At 42.2% G+C, this 15,852-nt stretch carries 15 protein-coding genes; 6 read left to right on the top strand and 9 right to left on the bottom strand.

The window, feature by feature from the left end; translation table 11 throughout:
* Positions 1–172: 172 nt before the first annotated feature.
* Positions 173–829, top strand: a complete 657-nt coding sequence (locus GTQ43_RS10840; protein WP_265272611.1) for a sigma-70 family RNA polymerase sigma factor — start codon at positions 173–175, stop codon at positions 827–829.
* Between the two features lie 136 nt (positions 830–965).
* A complete protein-coding gene (locus GTQ43_RS10835) occupies positions 966–1,580 on the top strand; it encodes an anti-sigma factor family protein (RefSeq protein ID WP_265272610.1) in 615 nt (204 codons plus the stop codon).
* A gap of 32 nt (positions 1,581–1,612) precedes the next feature.
* Here GTQ43_RS10835 and GTQ43_RS10830 read toward each other — a convergent pair whose 3' ends face one another.
* Positions 1,613–2,041 carry a gamma-glutamylcyclotransferase gene (locus GTQ43_RS10830; RefSeq protein ID WP_265272609.1) on the bottom strand — a complete coding sequence of 143 codons (429 nt, stop codon included), beginning with the start codon at positions 2,039–2,041 and terminating at the stop codon, positions 1,613–1,615.
* A 417-nt stretch (positions 2,042–2,458) separates the two neighbouring features.
* On the opposite strand from GTQ43_RS10830, the gene leuS reads away from it, so the two are divergent.
* From leuS to GTQ43_RS10815, 3 genes are all read left to right on the top strand, one after another.
* A complete protein-coding gene (gene leuS, locus GTQ43_RS10825; protein WP_265272608.1) occupies positions 2,459–5,083 on the top strand; it encodes a leucine--tRNA ligase in 2,625 nt (874 codons plus the stop codon).
* A gap of 197 nt (positions 5,084–5,280) precedes the next feature.
* Complete coding sequence (locus GTQ43_RS10820) at positions 5,281–5,472, top strand: hypothetical protein (protein WP_265272607.1); 192 nt, start codon at positions 5,281–5,283, stop codon at positions 5,470–5,472.
* A gap of 1,542 nt (positions 5,473–7,014) precedes the next feature.
* The gene (locus tag GTQ43_RS10815; RefSeq protein WP_265272606.1) at positions 7,015–8,169 is read left to right on the top strand and encodes a pyridoxal-phosphate-dependent aminotransferase family protein; all 1,155 of its coding nucleotides are present in this window, start codon (positions 7,015–7,017) and stop codon (positions 8,167–8,169) included.
* 190 nt (positions 8,170–8,359) lie between these two features.
* Here the strand turns inward: GTQ43_RS10815 and GTQ43_RS10810 are convergent, their stop codons facing one another.
* From GTQ43_RS10810 to GTQ43_RS10780, 7 genes are all read right to left on the bottom strand, one after another.
* Positions 8,360–8,524 (bottom strand): hypothetical protein, encoded by a 165-nt coding sequence (locus GTQ43_RS10810; protein WP_265272605.1) that lies wholly within the window; start codon positions 8,522–8,524, stop codon positions 8,360–8,362.
* Between the two features lie 75 nt (positions 8,525–8,599).
* Positions 8,600–8,827 (bottom strand): DUF2949 domain-containing protein, encoded by a 228-nt coding sequence (locus tag GTQ43_RS10805; protein WP_265272604.1) that lies wholly within the window; start codon positions 8,825–8,827, stop codon positions 8,600–8,602.
* A 516-nt stretch (positions 8,828–9,343) separates the two neighbouring features.
* Positions 9,344–9,850, bottom strand: a complete 507-nt coding sequence (locus tag GTQ43_RS10800) for a DUF192 domain-containing protein (protein WP_265272603.1) — start codon at positions 9,848–9,850, stop codon at positions 9,344–9,346.
* Between the two features lie 162 nt (positions 9,851–10,012).
* Positions 10,013–10,699, bottom strand: a complete 687-nt coding sequence (gene nblR, locus GTQ43_RS10795; protein ID WP_265272602.1) for a response regulator transcription factor NblR — start codon at positions 10,697–10,699, stop codon at positions 10,013–10,015.
* 334 nt (positions 10,700–11,033) lie between these two features.
* Entirely contained in the window at positions 11,034–11,951 is a 918-nt protein-coding gene (locus GTQ43_RS10790) for an NAD(+) kinase (RefSeq protein ID WP_265272601.1), read from the bottom strand.
* A gap of 130 nt (positions 11,952–12,081) precedes the next feature.
* Complete coding sequence (locus GTQ43_RS10785) at positions 12,082–13,080, bottom strand: SDR family oxidoreductase (RefSeq protein WP_265272600.1); 999 nt, start codon at positions 13,078–13,080, stop codon at positions 12,082–12,084.
* Positions 13,081–13,378: 298 nt separating this feature from the next.
* Entirely contained in the window at positions 13,379–13,483 is a 105-nt protein-coding gene (locus tag GTQ43_RS10780; protein WP_190727441.1) for a PetM family cytochrome b6-f complex subunit 7, read from the bottom strand.
* Positions 13,484–13,683: 200 nt separating this feature from the next.
* Between GTQ43_RS10780 and pdxA the strand changes: the two genes are divergently transcribed.
* Entirely contained in the window at positions 13,684–14,790 is a 1,107-nt protein-coding gene (gene pdxA / locus GTQ43_RS10775; RefSeq protein WP_265272599.1) for a 4-hydroxythreonine-4-phosphate dehydrogenase PdxA, read from the top strand.
* Between the two features lie 42 nt (positions 14,791–14,832).
* Here the strand turns inward: pdxA and GTQ43_RS10770 are convergent, their stop codons facing one another.
* Positions 14,833–15,552, bottom strand: a complete 720-nt coding sequence (locus GTQ43_RS10770) for a response regulator transcription factor (RefSeq protein ID WP_265272598.1) — start codon at positions 15,550–15,552, stop codon at positions 14,833–14,835.
* Between the last annotated feature and the right edge of the window lie 300 nt (positions 15,553–15,852).

The following is a 15,852-nucleotide window of genomic DNA, read 5'->3' as shown; positions in this document are numbered from 1 at the left end:
GTCATAGGCAACTATGCAAGCAGTATAAGGAAAAGTGGCTCTCCTTATTGCCATAAATGTATCCAAAATTGTCTGTCTCCGTGTTCCAGTCATAAATCCGTCACCTTAGTATGGAACTTCTGTTCCATTAACAGGTCTAATAGATAGGGATGATTTAGAGCCAGTACGATCTATGAGTCAGTCGATTACTGTATCCTGGTCAACGGTTGATGCAAAGTATCCAGAAGCATCAGTGCAAGTTGACAAACTCCCTAACCACGATTTAATTTTGCGCTGTCAAGCGGGACTGCGACCAGATCGTGTTGCCTTTTCAGAACTATTACGCCGCTATCAAAGTCAAGTCGATCGAGTTCTATACCACCTAGCTCCAGATTGGGCTGACAGAGCCGATTTAGCTCAAGAAGTTTGGATTCGAGTGTATCGGAATATTAACCGATTACAAGAACCTGCGAAATTTCGGGGCTGGTTAAGCCGCATTGCCACCAACTTGTTTTACGACGAGTTGCGAAAACGCAAGCGGGTTGTTAGTCCTTTGTCACTGGATGCTCCCCGCTCGGTAGAGGACGGCGAGATGGATTGGGAAATTGCTGGTGATACCCCCGGGCCTGAAGAAGAACTGACAACTAGAGAATTTTACGAGCAATTGCGCGAAGCGATCGCGGATTTACCAGAAGTCTTTCGTACTACCATTATCCTGAGAGAAATCGAGGGCATGGCTTATGAAGAAATTGCCGAAATCACTGGAGTTTCTTTAGGAACTGTCAAGTCAAGAATAGCCAGAGCGAGATCGAGGTTGCAAGCTCACTTGCAGAATTATCTAGACTCCTAATTTACAATATATTGCCTCTGCCTAATGGCAGAATTTAAGCATTGATTAAGAATTACCAGAAGAATGAGGAAAATTGGCTAATTTCCCCAAAATTTCCACCCAGTTTACCAGTGAATGAATTGGTAATAATGTTAAGATGACTACTGATTCTCAGTTTTCCGACCGTTCTCCTTTGCAACTTACTCAAGATTTGTCAGATGGAATGGCCAAGCATACCAATGAATCAACAGGTCTTACAGATATGGTGAAGCGCGATCGCTTCGAGTTGTTGAGTGCTTATCTCGATGGTGAAGTCACAGCCTCCGAACGCAAGCAAGTAGAAGAATGGCTGGCAAATGATGCCTCGGTTCAATGCTTGTATGCCCGACTATTAAAGCTGCGCCAAGGCTTGCGGACTCTTCCAATACCCACAACCCAAGAGTCACCAGAAGTAATAGTTCAGCAAGTATTAACACGTTTGCGCCGCCGTTCCCGTTTCAACTGGATGGCTGGAGGTGCAGCCGTTGCCGCTTGTGTAATCGGTGCAGTATCTAGCTTAGTGCCTGGTGGTTCAAGTCTGCCGCAACTGGCGCAACGACCACAAAAGCAACCGATACAAACGTCCTCAGCGTCCATAATTCCACCTTCCCCTCTGATGGTGGGACTAAATAACCCGGTAATTGAAATTCCGAAAGCAGCGGTAGCTTCTCCAGAAAATCTAATCTATCCGGTACAGCCGCAACGACACGACTCTAAACAGGACATAAATTAATCGCCAAGTTGATAATTCATAAGTTCATAACTCTACTTTGCAGTTAAACCACAGCCACTCCACCAGCCATCAGGTTGAAGGAAGCCCTGGAATTGGTCAACTTGCTCTAGAGTCATTAAATAAACCCAAGCCCAACCCAGAGAGAGCGACTTTTGCTCATAAACCTCGATAATTTGTCGATTATAGAGGTTTTCTGGTGGCTGTCTATTGGGCTGGTAATTTTCCAGCACATCTAGCTCATTTAAAATTTTTGGGTTCGCAAAAGATAGTAAATACCCTTGAATTTGGCTATCGCCTAGCGTCATCCCTGGGTAGCCCATTGGCAGAGCAAACAATTTTCCTTGTACAAAATCTATTACTTTATCAGCACAGTATTTTTGATAATTAGCTTCACCTGGTTTGAGTGTGCCGTAGACAAAAACCCGCACCAAATCAGAAAAATTTATATTTGATTCAACCATCTAAGCCTTCACTAAATGACTCTCGCTATACCTGAAATACTTGCAGTTTCGGCATAATCAGCATTTAAACTGCATAAATTGGTAGTTCAAATGAACTATCTAAATCCCCAGCGCGATCGCACTTATGATGTGGTGTACTGGGGTGCGTAGCTTGCCTCTGTAGGCATCGCTACTCTACAGTTGAAAGTGCTTTTATGATTAAAAATTAATAATCTTCAAATTTTTTCTCAAATTCTCATTTTAGTCGAGACTCCAGTCTGTATTCGCGAAGCGTCTCCGTTCGGAGAAGGTTTTGAAGTTCCTCTAAGTAGTATTTGGTCTGACCCAGACATCAATATATAAATCTGTGAGTAGTTGACCTACAATATAGGTTGATCTGCTATGTTAACCTAGACAGACCCAGTAGGAGAATTTTTGGTGGATTCCCGATACAACCCAGCAGCAATTGAGGAAAAATGGCAAAAAACATGGATAGAACTTGGCTTAGATAAGACACCTACATCTGGCAACAAGCCAAAATTTTACGCTTTATCCATGTTCCCTTATCCATCGGGCAGCCTACACATGGGTCACGTCCGTAATTATACAATTACCGATGTGATTGCCCGCCTCAAGCGAATGCAAGGGTATCGGGTAATCCACCCAATGGGTTGGGATGCCTTTGGCTTGCCGGCAGAAAACGCCGCTATCGACCGTGGTGTGCCGCCAGCAAAGTGGACTTATCAAAATATGGCCCAGATGCGGCAACAATTGCAGCGTCTTGGTTTATCCATCGACTGGGAATGTGAACTTGCTACTTGTTCGCCAGATTATTACAAGTGGACGCAATGGATTTTCTTGCAGTTTTTGCAAGCCGGGTTAGCTTACCAAAAAGAAGCAGCAGTAAACTGGGATCCTATTGATCAAACTGTATTAGCAAACGAGCAAGTTGATAACGAAGGGCGTTCTTGGCGCAGTGGTGCAATAGTTGAGCGCAAATTGCTGCGGCAGTGGTTTTTTAAGATTACCGACTATGCCGAAGAATTACTTAATGACTTAGATAAATTGACAGGTTGGCCGGAACGCGTCAAATCAATGCAGACAAACTGGATTGGTAAATCTACAGGCGCTTACCTAGAATTTCCCATCGTTGGTATAGATGAAAAAATTGGCGTGTACACCACCCGCCCAGATACTGTTTATGGTGTCAGCTACCTGGTGTTAGCACCAGAACATCCCTTAACAAAGCGTGTCACCACAAAAGAACAACTTGGGTCAGTAGAAGCTTTTATTAAAGAAGTTGCCAATCAAAGTGAGTTGGAACGTACCTCTGAAGACAAACCGAAGCGGGGTATCCCCACAGGTGGCAAGGCAATTAACCCATTTACAGGGGAAGAAGTGCCGATTTGGATTGCTGACTATGTACTGTATGAGTATGGTACTGGGGCAGTGATGGGTGTACCAGCACATGATGTCCGGGATTTTAAGTTTGCGAAAAATTACGATTTGCCAATTGATTTTGTCATCGCTTCACCAGGCGATGTTGCAGGTTTTGACTTAACTCCAACATCAGAGATTGATGATGAAGTAACACAACTCATCCAGATTGATTATAACGAGGCATACACTGAACCAGGAATTTTAATTAATTCTGGGGCTTTTACTGGTATGACTTCCACAGATGCTAAACAAGCGATCGTTGAATACGCCGAACAACAAAGTTTTGGTAAAGTACGGGTGCAATATCGCTTGCGGGATTGGTTGATTTCGCGGCAGCGTTACTGGGGCGCACCGATACCTGTAATTCACTGTCCCAACTGTGGGATAGTTCCAGTGCCTGACAAAGATTTACCAGTCCAGTTGCCGGAAGAGGTGGAATTTACTGGACGTGGTGGTTCACCTTTAACTCAGTTAGAAAGCTGGGTAAATGTGCCTTGTCCAACTTGTAGCACTCCAGCGAAGCGAGAAACTGACACGATGGATACTTTTATTGATTCTTCGTGGTATTTCTTGCGCTTCCCTGACGCTAAGAATGAACAACAGGTTTTCGATTCCAGTAAAGTGAATGACTGGATGCCAGTCAATCAGTATGTGGGTGGAATTGAACACGCGATTTTACATTTGTTGTATTCCCGATTCTTTACTAAGGTTCTGCGGGATAGAGGGTTACTAAACTTTGATGAACCCTTCCAACGCCTGTTAACTCAAGGGATGGTACAGGGTTTAACTTACCTAAATCCCAATAAAGGCGGCAAAGATAAATGGATTCCTTCTAATCTGGTAAATTCAGCTGACCCCCGCGATCCTCAGACAGGCGAACCTTTGCAACGTCTCTATGCCACCATGTCTAAGTCTAAGGGCAACGGTGTCGCACCAGAAGATGTCATTGCCAAATACGGTGTAGATACAGCGCGGATGTTCATCTTGTTTAAAGCGCCGCCAGAAAAAGACCTGGAATGGGATGAAGCCGATGTGGAAGGACAATTCCGCTTTCTAAATCGGGTTTGGCGTTTGGTGACGGATTATATTGCGGCTGGGGTATCCCGTAAACAAGCCCAACTCTCTGATTTAACTAAGGCAGAAAAGGAATTGCGGCGGGCGATTCACACGGCTATTCAAGCAGTGACAGAAGACGTAGAAGACGAATATCAATTCAACACAGCTATTTCCGAATTGATGAAGTTGAGTAATGCCTTAACTGATGCCGATGGGAAAAATTCACCAATTTACGCAGAAGGTATTCGGACTTTAGTAGTATTGCTAGCACCCTTTGCACCACACATTGCTGATGAATTGTGGCATTTGTTGGGTGAAAATGATTCCGTTCACACTCAAACTTGGCCAGCATTTGACCCTGCTGCTTTGATAGCTGATGAAATCACTTTAGTGATTCAAGTTATGGGTAAAACTCGTGGGGCGATTCAAGTACCAGCACAAGCTGATAAAGCAGCGTTGGAGAAATACGCCCGTGAATCAGAAATTGCCCAGCGTTACATTGATGGTAAAGAGATTAAAAAGGTAATTGTCGTGCCTGGAAAGTTGGTGAATTTTGTAGTTAGCTAAGATAAAGGGGAGAGAGCTAGTACAACAAGGCGAAAGTAAAAAGGCAAAAGTAAAAAGAAAGAACGCTAATTTTGTAGGATGTCTAGCGATTTTAAATGAGTGGCTTATTTCCGCCGTGACGTACTAAACCTCGTCCATCTTGAAAGCTGGAGTTTTGTCACGCATCAGACTATCCTAAGTTTTAAACCTCATCTATATTGAGAACCGTAGTTTTTGCCCTCACCCTAAATCCCTCTCCCATCTTGGGCTACGGTGTACACACAAGTCTTAAAATTCCCCCTAGTACTTGGTTTCGTCATCTAGCAATAGGATTGTGCGATCGCTCTGTCAGCCTGGGAGCAGCTAGGAGGAACGACGAAGCAATCGCAAAAACTCACGGGATTGTGTGATTACTTCGCTCCGTTATCACTGCGCTCGTAATGACAATTTAAGGGGTCTATAACGCCTGAAACCCTTTTAGATAGTACTTGTGTGTACACCGTAGCCTATCTTGGGAGAGGGACTTCTTTCCGGCTCCCCTTCTCCCAAATTTGGGAGAAGGGGCTGGGGGATGAGGGTTTTTTCTTTTCATATTGAGAACTACAGTTTTCAAGATGGATGCGGTTTAATTTCTAAAATAACTTGCCTTTGCGTAAAATTGTGGCAATTGAGGGTTAAATTTTAAACTTAAACGCAGAGGCAGACGGAGAATTCGCTACGAATTAATAAAATGTTGTATTAGTTCTTGAACCACAGCGATCGCCTACTTATTCTCTGGTATATGTGTATTTAGAAACATCTGTCTTATCATCCAGAGAATTGGAATATTTTATTTATACACGAAAAAGCGCTTGAGGTTTTGCTCACTCAAGCGCTTCTTCGTAAAAGCTTATACCAACTCACTCGTTTGATGCAACATTTGAAATCTGCAACACCCCCCGATAAGGGGGTATTGCGGGGATAACTTGTGACAAACATGTGGTGAAATGGTATCACTCCTTGCACTAACTAAGAATATCCCTTTTGCAAGAAAACCAGGGATCTAGTGAGTGACAGTTTATGAACTGACACTAGTTAAAAACGACTCACCATGAATGGTAACTAATAAAACTAAGCACAACTGTAGCATTTTTGTAAGTATAGTATAAAAACTTATAGTTTGTAGAGCGTCCGCGTAGCCCGGCCTAGTTATCGCCTATCTCTGAGTGCAGTTTCAAAATGTACAGCAATTAGTAGTATATATATCTCAACTTTGGCGGTAAATCAACCGTAAACCATCAGTAGAAAATCACCATTGAATAAGCCAGAGATGGCTTTGATGTTGACATAGAAGCGATTTAGACGGCAATAAATTATCATCTCCTGAATAGATAGAGGTATTCTTTAGAAAATAGCAATTAAAGAATCAATCCTCGACCAAAGTAGATTGAAAAGTTTGGGCTGGGTATCTTTTATCTCTTAGCAAATGGTGACATCTAACTCTTCCGCATAGTGTAGAACGTTACTTCCTTCGTTGAAGCAAAACACAGCTTTTTCACCGACGATTTGCGCTGGTCTACAATAGACCCTTGGTGTCAACGTCAGGTTAAAAGGGTAGTTCTAAACCCGATCTACACAAACAAAATCTACCTCCGCAGGGTTTCAAACCCGCAATTTTTTCTTAGACTAAGCCTTGTCTAGCCGCTAATTCTATGCGTCTTAACCTGGTGTCTAAGTGTATGGTAAGATTGCCTGGAACAGAGGTTTTATCTGAGTTAGAGTCTCATATAAATTGCATAGGTCAAGCTGACCGTTAATTAACTCCCACGATACTTTTCCTATGGATTTGGAAAATATACAACAAGAGTGGTGACGATCTGAGTGTAATTTCTTAGATAAATATCTAGAATTTGCTAGCAGACTAAACCAACTGTCCACAATTTTGACTTTTATTTGACTTTTAGGATAGACACATGAACGATAAGCTGATGCTAATGATTCCAGGCCCAACCCCGGTGCCAGAAGCTGCTTTACTGGCATTAGCCAAGCATCCGATTGGACACCGTACCAGTGAATTTAGCAATATATTGGCAGAGGTGACAGAAAACCTCAAGTGGCTACACCAAACTCAAAATGATGTGCTGACACTGAATGTCAGTGGTACTGGTGCTGTAGAAGCTGGAATAATTAATTTTCTCTCTCCTGGCGATCGCATTTTAGTTGGTTCTAATGGTAAATTTGGCGAACGCTGGGTAGAAGTTGGCCAAGCCTACGGTTTGAATGTAGAAGAAGTGAAGGTGGAATGGGGAAAACCCTTAGACCCCGCAGTATTCGCCGAAAAACTCCAAGCAGATGCCCAAAAGCAAATTAAAGCCGTAATCATCACCCACAGCGAAACCTCAACGGGTGTGTTGAATGATTTAGAAACCATCAACCGCCACGTTAAAGAACACGGAGAAGCTTTAATTATCGTTGATGCGGTGACTAGCTTAGGTGCGTTCAATTTACCAGTGGATGCTTGGGGTTTAGATATCGTCGCCTCCGGTTCCCAAAAAGGTTATATGATTCCGCCGGGATTGGGTTTTGTCTCTGTCAGTCCCAAAGCTTGGGAAGCTTACAAAACTGCGAAGCTACCGAAATATTATTTGGACTTAGGTAAATATCGCAAAGCTACAGCCAAAAATACAACTCCCTTTACTCCGCCTGTGAATTTGATCGTAGCGCTGCATACCACGTTGCGAATTATGAAAGAGGAAGGATTGGAGTCAATATTTGCTCGACACGAACGGCTGAAAAATGCTACCCGCGCCGCCATTCAAGGGTTGAATTTACCTCTGTTTGCAGCAGATAGTTCCGCTAGTCCGGCGATTACGGCTGTAGCACCACAGGGAATTGAATCGGATAAGATTCGGTCATTGATGAAAAAACGCTTTGATATTGCCCTAGCAGGTGGTCAAGACCATTTGAGTAATAAGATTTTCCGTATTGGTCACTTGGGCTTTGTGAGCGATCGCGATATCCTTAGCTGTATAGCATCTTTAGAAGTTACCTTGACAGAACTTGGCTACGAAGATTTTACCCCCGGATCTGGTATAGCAGCAGCAGTTAGAGTGTTTAGTCAGTCCTAATTACTCAGCACTAAATCAAAAGAGCGAGTTGATAATTTAACTCGCTCTTTTGATTTGTTATATAAAATATATAGCAATCCGATTTGATTTATGAAATTATCTGCGTAGGTAGGGAGTGGAGAGTAGGGAAGAAGCCTTTATAAGTTGCACTGAGTTTTTTCAGAATCAGAAATCAAATATGATTCCTATATCAACCTTTGTCTAAGTTAGAGTTAATCTTACCTTGTTTTAATTCTCCTAAATCATACCAAGTTGCCCTAGATAGTATTATTTTCTGCTTTGGAGACAGTCGTGCTGCATCTTTAACACCAAACAAGAATAACTTTGGTAACTTAGTACGATCCCAAGTTTGCATAAATAGTATTGTTTAAGATTCCAGTAATAGCCTTTTGGTAAAGACTTTTAATCTCAAATCTAAAATCGGCATTATCTATGCTGTCTCCAGCCAATCATAAATTTGTTCTAACTGCTCTAAGGTAATTAACCCATACTGCCAAAGAATCATTGCCAAAGGGCCTGGGTCTTGCTCCCGATGACGGAGTGCAACCGCTAGTGATGCTGTGGAAATTGCCAAATCTTCTTGCAAAAAATCAATCATTCGAGAATATTTTGATGGTGACATTTCTATCTCACCTCCTTGTGCAGAATGTATTGTCATATATTAGTTCACAATTGCTCGGTAGCAAGTAGCCAGTATTTTATCTGTCACTGCGCTGTTATCGACCATAGACCCCAACACAGTTTTTTCGATCTGCCTTTAAAACAGGCTTTTTATAAAGGGTCTGAGAAATAGAAATTTTCTTACAAACTATCTGCTCGATTTTCAAGCGGCATTTTTACTGAATTCCATTGGCTCCATCTTGTTTACCTTTGTGCTTTATTTAATTACATAAGTAGTAACAAAGATTCCATAGCCTATACTCTCTTATTGGCGACTATTTGCACTTACACCCAAAGGTACATTTTTGCAACCAAACCTGAAAACCGTAGTTTCAGCTTGGAGACAAGTAGAATTTTACATTATCACCACAATTTTTAAATAGTAGCGTTACAGATGACTTTTTACCATAATACGTGACATTTTTTACAAAAAAAACACATACTTAGGTAGTATAGACTCTGAACAGAGCAACTATCTAAATCTTTATCCCCATATCTACAAAGTACTGAAGTTTCAAGACTCAATTTTGACAATATCGCCGACTTTCAACTTCAATTCGGCGGCTCTTCCAGAACGAAGTTCAATTACCTTGTCGATTGGTGTATTGGGGCCATAAGTAGGACAAGGCTCACTTGCACAAGGAGGGGCAGCAGCTTGAATATATTTAACTACACCTTTACGTAGAAATACCATATCCAAGGCTACAGGTACATTCTTCATCCAGAAACGAATTGATTGTGGAGAAGAGAATTTAAATAGCATCCCTCGGTTATCTGGCAAGGCTGCTCGATACATCAATCCCATCTCTTGCTGTTGTGGTGTATTCGCCACTTCTAGCTGAATCGTTGTGCCATTAGGAACAATAGCTTTAGCAGAAATTGGTAGTGTTTGACCTAAACTCTCTTTTGCTGGAGCTTGAGAAGCAGACGTGGGGGTTGGAGGTTTAGCTGTTGTTGGTACAGAACAACCCATTAGAAAGATACTGAATAATATCGAGAGCAAACTTAGCCGACAAGTCATAATTCTTTTTGATTTTGTAATTTAGACTTCAATTTTACAGAATTTAAGCCAGAAAACTCACGAATTTCATTGGTTCTGTAATATACAGCAGTTTTCAACCTCAATCGCGAGGCAATGGGCAAAATCCCCTTGTTAATGGGAGACAAATTTCCGCTACGTGTACTAGGATTCTCTTAAAACGTACCCTACGCCGCGCACTGTCTGAATAAGGCGCTTTTGACCTTCATCTTCGATTTTGAGACGCAAATAGCGGATATATACTTCAATGACATTCGACTCACCCAGAAAGTCATAACCCCAGACATTTTCTAAAATTTGTTCGCGGGTTAACACTTCGCGAGGATGTTCCATTAAGAATTTTAATAGTTCAAATTCCTTCATTGTCAAGTCAATTGCCCGTCCCCCGTGGATAGCACGGCGAGTTGCGATGTCTAAAATTAGATCTCCAAAGCGCAATTGCTCAGTGGTATCTACATCGGGTTTTAAGTAGAGGCGAATTAACTTCAAAAAGTCTTCTGAGCGGTAAGGCTTGAGGATGTAATCATCCGCCCCTGCTTCTAGACAAGCTACCCGATCGTCAACGGTATCCCTTGCCATTAAAATCAACACAGGCGATCGCATACCAGTGCTTCTCAGATTTTTGCACAATGAGAGTCCTGATTCTCCTGCTAGCATTCGGTCTAAAACAATTAAAGCAGGTTGGCGATCGCGACAGTGTTGTAAGCCACTGGTCGCATCATGAGCCAATATTGATTCATAGCCGGCTTCTTGTAAATCGCAAGCAAGCTGATTTGCTAGGCTCTCATCGGTTTCAATCACCAAAACACAGGGACTTGGAGCAGCTGTCATAACAATTTCGGATATTGGATTTGGGATTGTTAAAGATATTCCAGAGAAAATCTTTACATCAGTTATAAAGTGCAATTACTAGTTTTTAGTTACGGAGCAATCCTGATTTGACACGCTTTTAAGAATCTTTTAGCACGTTCAGGCATCAGCAATCCAATTCTCCGATGCAATCTTAATAACTCCCTCCAAATACCATCTCGCTACCAGTAATTCTGGAAGGAAACTAGCAAATTGGGCATTGGGGATTGGGAATGGGGTAAGAGAAACAAAGGAGAAAAATTTTCTGTTTGCTCACTCACCTCTTTAACAATGCCCAATGTCCAATGCCCAATGCCTACGGCAATTCTACCGATGTTGGTTTGGCAATATGTGGTAGACCCCAACCTAATTTTTCTCGCAAAATTCGGAAAAACTCAGGTGGTTGTAAGCGAATAAATCGGACACTATATTGCGATCGCTCCATATATACTCTATCTTCTGGTAAGACATAGCACCCCCCATTACCATCTACCACCATCACCAGCCGAGGAATGTTGACTGGGTAGATGTTGACCGATTCAGTATCTGGAAATACCAATGCTCTAGAAGCTAGAGAATGGGGACAAATAGGTACTAGCTGTAAAACAGGTACGCCTGGCGTAACAACTGGGCCACCAGCACTCAATGAGTAAGCTGTAGAACCAGTAGGTGTAGAAACAATCACACCATCTGCCGCAATATCTACTGGTGCATGACGACCTATGGCAATTTCAAAATGGCACATAGAGGTCAAAGGTTCTCGATGCAGAACCATTTCATTCAAGCAGAGAGCTTCCCACAGTACTGCATCTCCCCGAAATACTTTGACGGTGAGCATGGCTCTTTCTTCAATTTCATACTCACCCGTCATCGCCTGTTCTAGCGCTTGGGGTAATTGATTCAGGAAAGTTTCTGTCAAAAATCCCATGTGACCGGTATTCACTGTTAACAGTGGAATACCACAGGGGGCTACCTGACGAGACGCTGCTAAAACAGTGCCGTCTCCCCCTAACACCACTGCAAACTCCATATCTGAGTCAAAACCAGGGGGCGTTAGACCATCAATGGGGGTGTGGCATACAGGACTATCTGGATTAGAGTAGCCCAATATTCCACCGATACTTGATGTGATACACACATCCCAACCGGCTGCGGTTAGCTTGTCTTTCAACTCAATAGCGACACGACCCGCTATCGGTTTAACGTCATTGTAGATAATGCCTGCTTTCGGCACACTCAAATATCCAAGTTTAGGCGATGCTCTGTATTATGTAATCCTTACACATTTTTGGTCATGTAGTCATTAATCTGGAATCAAATATCCAGAGTGTAGAATTTTATGACTAATGTCTGTTTTGTAATGACTATTGACTATTGGCTTTTGAAGACTGTTTAAAAGGAGTTTTTTTAGGTTTCTGCTTTTTATTCTTATTTTTCTGGTAGTCTACCTCTTTGAGCTTCTTCATAATTCGGCTGAAGTACTCTTGGAGATAGCTTTCTAGGGTTGTGGTCTGTTGGGCATCTAAGCCAAAAACTGTGTATACTTCATCCATTGAAGCATTTAGCTGTTTACCACTAGCCAATACTTCTGTAAACGCTAGCCTGTCAGCTACGTTCCATCCCCACTGAAATGATCGCATTAAGCCCCGCACGGCACGCAATAAGTTTATTGGCATCCGCGTTACCCTGGCATCTTTTCCTGATAAGCGTTCACATAGATTTATAATTTCTTCTGCACTCCATGCACGAGTCCCAACTACAGGAAAAGCCTGATTTTCTGTTTCAGGCACACTCAATGCACGGATTGCAAACTTCGCAATGTCCTGAGTATCCATGTAGGCAATGGGAGAAGAATTACCTGTTACCCAAACTGGCTGTGCTTCCAAAATGGGAATCCCATACTGACCGATTAACCCTTGCATAAACCCAGCTAGCCGCAAGATGGTATAATTCAAGCCTGATTCAGCTAAGAATAATTCTGTACATCGCTTGATTTCCATTAGCGGCACTTCTGGATATTTATCAGCATCTAAAATCGAAAAGAATATGAAACGCTCTACACCTGCTGCTTTTGCTGCTTGAATTAATGCTACTTTACCCTCCCAGTCCACCTGTTTGATACTCAGTGAATCTGTAGGGCGAGATGTTGACGCATCAATAACTTGAGTTACACCTTTTAATGCATCCGCTAGGGTATCAGGGTAACGCAAATTTCCTGGTACGAGTTCCGCACCCCATTCTTTGAGAAAAGCTGCTTTTTTACTACTCCGCACGAGGCAGCGTACTTTATACCCCTCATCGATTGCACGACGAGCCACTTGTCTTCCTAAGGTGCCAGTGGCACCGACGATTAATAATGTCATGAGGTTTGTAATAAATTTTAATGTTTTATGAAAAGAATGTTATCAGAATAACCTATGCAAACAAAAGTTTACATCTTTTCTCAGAAAATCGTTTTTTATGGAAAAACTTATGGGAAAATTGCTGTCCGGTAAACGGACAAGCTTTTTCCCAGTTAGCGAAAAGTATGAATGTCGGCTTGGGGCAACAGAACTTTTCGATGAAGAAGGGAGTAGGAGAGATGAGGGGGAATAATTACTAACTCCTAACTCCTGTACAGACGCGATTAATCGCGTCTCTAACTCCTAACTCAGCACTTAATTATTCTTCTGTGCCTTGAATTTTTAGTAATAATGCGCCTAAGCCCCAGCCCACAAAGATTAAACCGAAGGACAATATAGCTGCATTCAAAATTTCGCCGCCCATTGGTGTGATTCTCCTTATGCAAATTAGTGTGTGTAAACTAGGTCTAGCAGAAGCTTTTCAATAGTTGCTATAGGATTAGACCTGTGTAAATAATTTTAAACTAGATTTAGCAAGTAATCCCTACTGTTTGGGGTGTAATCCCTACTCTAGGGGGGAGGAAATGGGGAAATTTTGATGATAATTCTTATGAAGAAATCTTAATGTATCAAAATAATCAAGGTAATTTAGTGAATTTTCGCCAAGATAATCGTCCACGTTTGGCGCTGACGCTGGGAGATCCTGCTGGGATTGGGCCAGAAGTGATTTTAAAAGCTTTAGTAGAGCCAGAAATTAGGAAAAAATATAACGTAACAGTTGTGGGTAACTGCGATTTGCTGGCACAGACTTATTACAAACTGAATTTAACTGGGAATTTACCACCTTTGGCAAATCCAGAAGAGTTGTCAGTCTGCGATGTGCCTTTGGATGGGGAAATTAAAGCTGAAATTATCCCAGGAATAGGTAATGCTGCTAGTGGTGCGGCGAGTTTTGCCTATATGGAATATGCGATCGCACAAACACTCGCTGGTAAATTTGATGGGATAGTCACGGGGCCCATCGCTAAATCTGCTTGGAAAGCCGCAGGATATAATTACCCAGGGCAAACGGAACTTTTGGCAGAAAAGTCAGGTGTTGACCGTTTTGGGATGTTATTTGTAGCGCGATCGCCCCATACTAATTGGACACTCCGTGCAATATTAGCTACCACACATATCCCTCTTCGTCAAGTAGCTGATACATTGACACCGCAGTTATTGACACAAAAACTGGATTTGCTGGTGGAGTGTTTGGAGAAAGATTTTGGTATTTATAGAGGGAGAATTGCGATCGCAGGTTTGAATCCCCACAGTGGCGAACTGGGACAACTTGGACATGAAGAACAAGATTGGTTAATTCCCTGGTTGGAGCAAGAGCGGCAAAATAGACCACAATTACAGCTAGATGGGCCGATACCGCCAGATACAATGTGGGTTAAACCTGGTCAAGCTTGGTATGGAAATTCTTTAGTACAAAATCCTGCTGATGCTTACTTAGCACTTTATCACGACCAAGGCTTAATTCCTGTGAAACTGATGGCATTTGATCGGGCAGTTAATACTTCTATAGGTCTTCCTTTCGTTCGGACTTCACCCGATCATGGAACAGCTTTTGATATCGCGGGTAAGGGAATTGCTGATGCTACGAGTATGAAAGCAGCGATACATTTAGCGGCTGAGTTGGTTAATCAAAAGCTGGCTAGCTGTTCCCCATCGCCAAACCTCCCTTAAATAAGTAGTCTGACTACTTACTACTCTTAAAAGTCCGAAAGCTTAGGAAGTGGTATTTTCGTCGGGTGCTTCAAACTTATAACCATAGCCCCGCACAGTTTTAATAAACTCTGGTACGCTAGGATCGACTTCCATCTTCTTGCGAAGTTGACCAATATGCACATCAACCACCCGGCCATCTCCGATGTAGTCGCAACCCCAAATTTTTTGGATTAACTGTGGGCGACTCCAAGCCTGATTGGGATGACTCGCCAAAAAATGTAAAATATTAAATTCTAGCGCTGTTAAAGCGAGAGGCTTATCATTAAGTGTTACCTCCCGACCCTCTGGGTTAATTACTAGATGCTTGAAAATGATCCGTTGTGTTGGTGAAGGGTTGATGTAGCGTATCCGCCTCAAAAGAGCTTCTATTCTAACTTCTACTTCTGCAAGACTAAATGGTTTAGTCATGAAATCATCAGCACCTGCACTCAGAATTTTAATTTTATCAGCCTCATCAGTCCTACTAGTTAGTATCAGCACTAAAACATTAGTACGACTCTGCATTTCTTGACAGAGGCTATAACCAGTAACATCCGGCAAATTCCAATCCAGAATTACTAAAGCTGGATTGAATTGCTCAAACATCGATAAAGCAGTCTTACCATCTGCTGCCGCCTCTATTTGATATTTCCGACTCAAAAAACGATGGACGAGATTTCTCACGCCGAAGTCGTCATCAACAATCAAAATTTTAGGAGTAGTAGCGGTAATCATAACCATAAGTGCTGCCTATTGTAGATTGGGCGATTCGCTGTTGTCCCAGTTTTGCTTTACGTGTTTCTGTTGAGAGTGGATTCACGCGCGTCTTAGCTGAGTCCGATCGCTACTGTAGTACTTGTACACAATTAATTTTCCATGAAGTTTATAAAAACTTCAGCCGTTGTAATGCTGAGAGAATGTATAATTATTGTATGATTTTCGTATAACTTTGAATTCATTGTGTATATTTTTTGACTTTTATACTTAAGAATAAGTGTAATTGAAGAACATTTCTACAACCACAAATAGTTTTGATAGACA

Origin of the sequence: Nostoc sp. KVJ3, assembly GCF_026127265.1 — a bacterium.
Lineage (GTDB): Bacteria > Cyanobacteriota > Cyanobacteriia > Cyanobacteriales > Nostocaceae > Nostoc.
This window is presented reverse-complemented; position numbering and strand designations above follow the sequence as displayed.

Coding starts and splice junctions, on each gene's coding strand:
- GTQ43_RS10840 (WP_265272611.1), top strand. CDS start 173: ATGAGTCAGTCGATTACTGTATCCTGGTCAACGGTTGATGCAAAGTAT.
- GTQ43_RS10835 (WP_265272610.1), top strand. CDS start 966: ATGACTACTGATTCTCAGTTTTCCGACCGTTCTCCTTTGCAACTTACT.
- GTQ43_RS10830 (WP_265272609.1), bottom strand. CDS start 2,041: ATGGTTGAATCAAATATAAATTTTTCTGATTTGGTGCGGGTTTTTGTC.
- GTQ43_RS10815 (WP_265272606.1), top strand. CDS start 7,015: ATGAACGATAAGCTGATGCTAATGATTCCAGGCCCAACCCCGGTGCCA.
- GTQ43_RS10810 (WP_265272605.1), bottom strand. CDS start 8,524: ATGCAAACTTGGGATCGTACTAAGTTACCAAAGTTATTCTTGTTTGGT.
- GTQ43_RS10805 (WP_265272604.1), bottom strand. CDS start 8,827: ATGACAATACATTCTGCACAAGGAGGTGAGATAGAAATGTCACCATCA.
- GTQ43_RS10800 (WP_265272603.1), bottom strand. CDS start 9,850: ATGACTTGTCGGCTAAGTTTGCTCTCGATATTATTCAGTATCTTTCTA.
- nblR (WP_265272602.1), bottom strand. CDS start 10,699: ATGACAGCTGCTCCAAGTCCCTGTGTTTTGGTGATTGAAACCGATGAG.
- GTQ43_RS10785 (WP_265272600.1), bottom strand. CDS start 13,080: ATGACATTATTAATCGTCGGTGCCACTGGCACCTTAGGAAGACAAGTG.
- GTQ43_RS10780 (WP_190727441.1), bottom strand. CDS start 13,483: ATGGGCGGCGAAATTTTGAATGCAGCTATATTGTCCTTCGGTTTAATC.
- pdxA (WP_265272599.1), top strand. CDS start 13,684: ATGTATCAAAATAATCAAGGTAATTTAGTGAATTTTCGCCAAGATAAT.
- GTQ43_RS10770 (WP_265272598.1), bottom strand. CDS start 15,552: ATGGTTATGATTACCGCTACTACTCCTAAAATTTTGATTGTTGATGAC.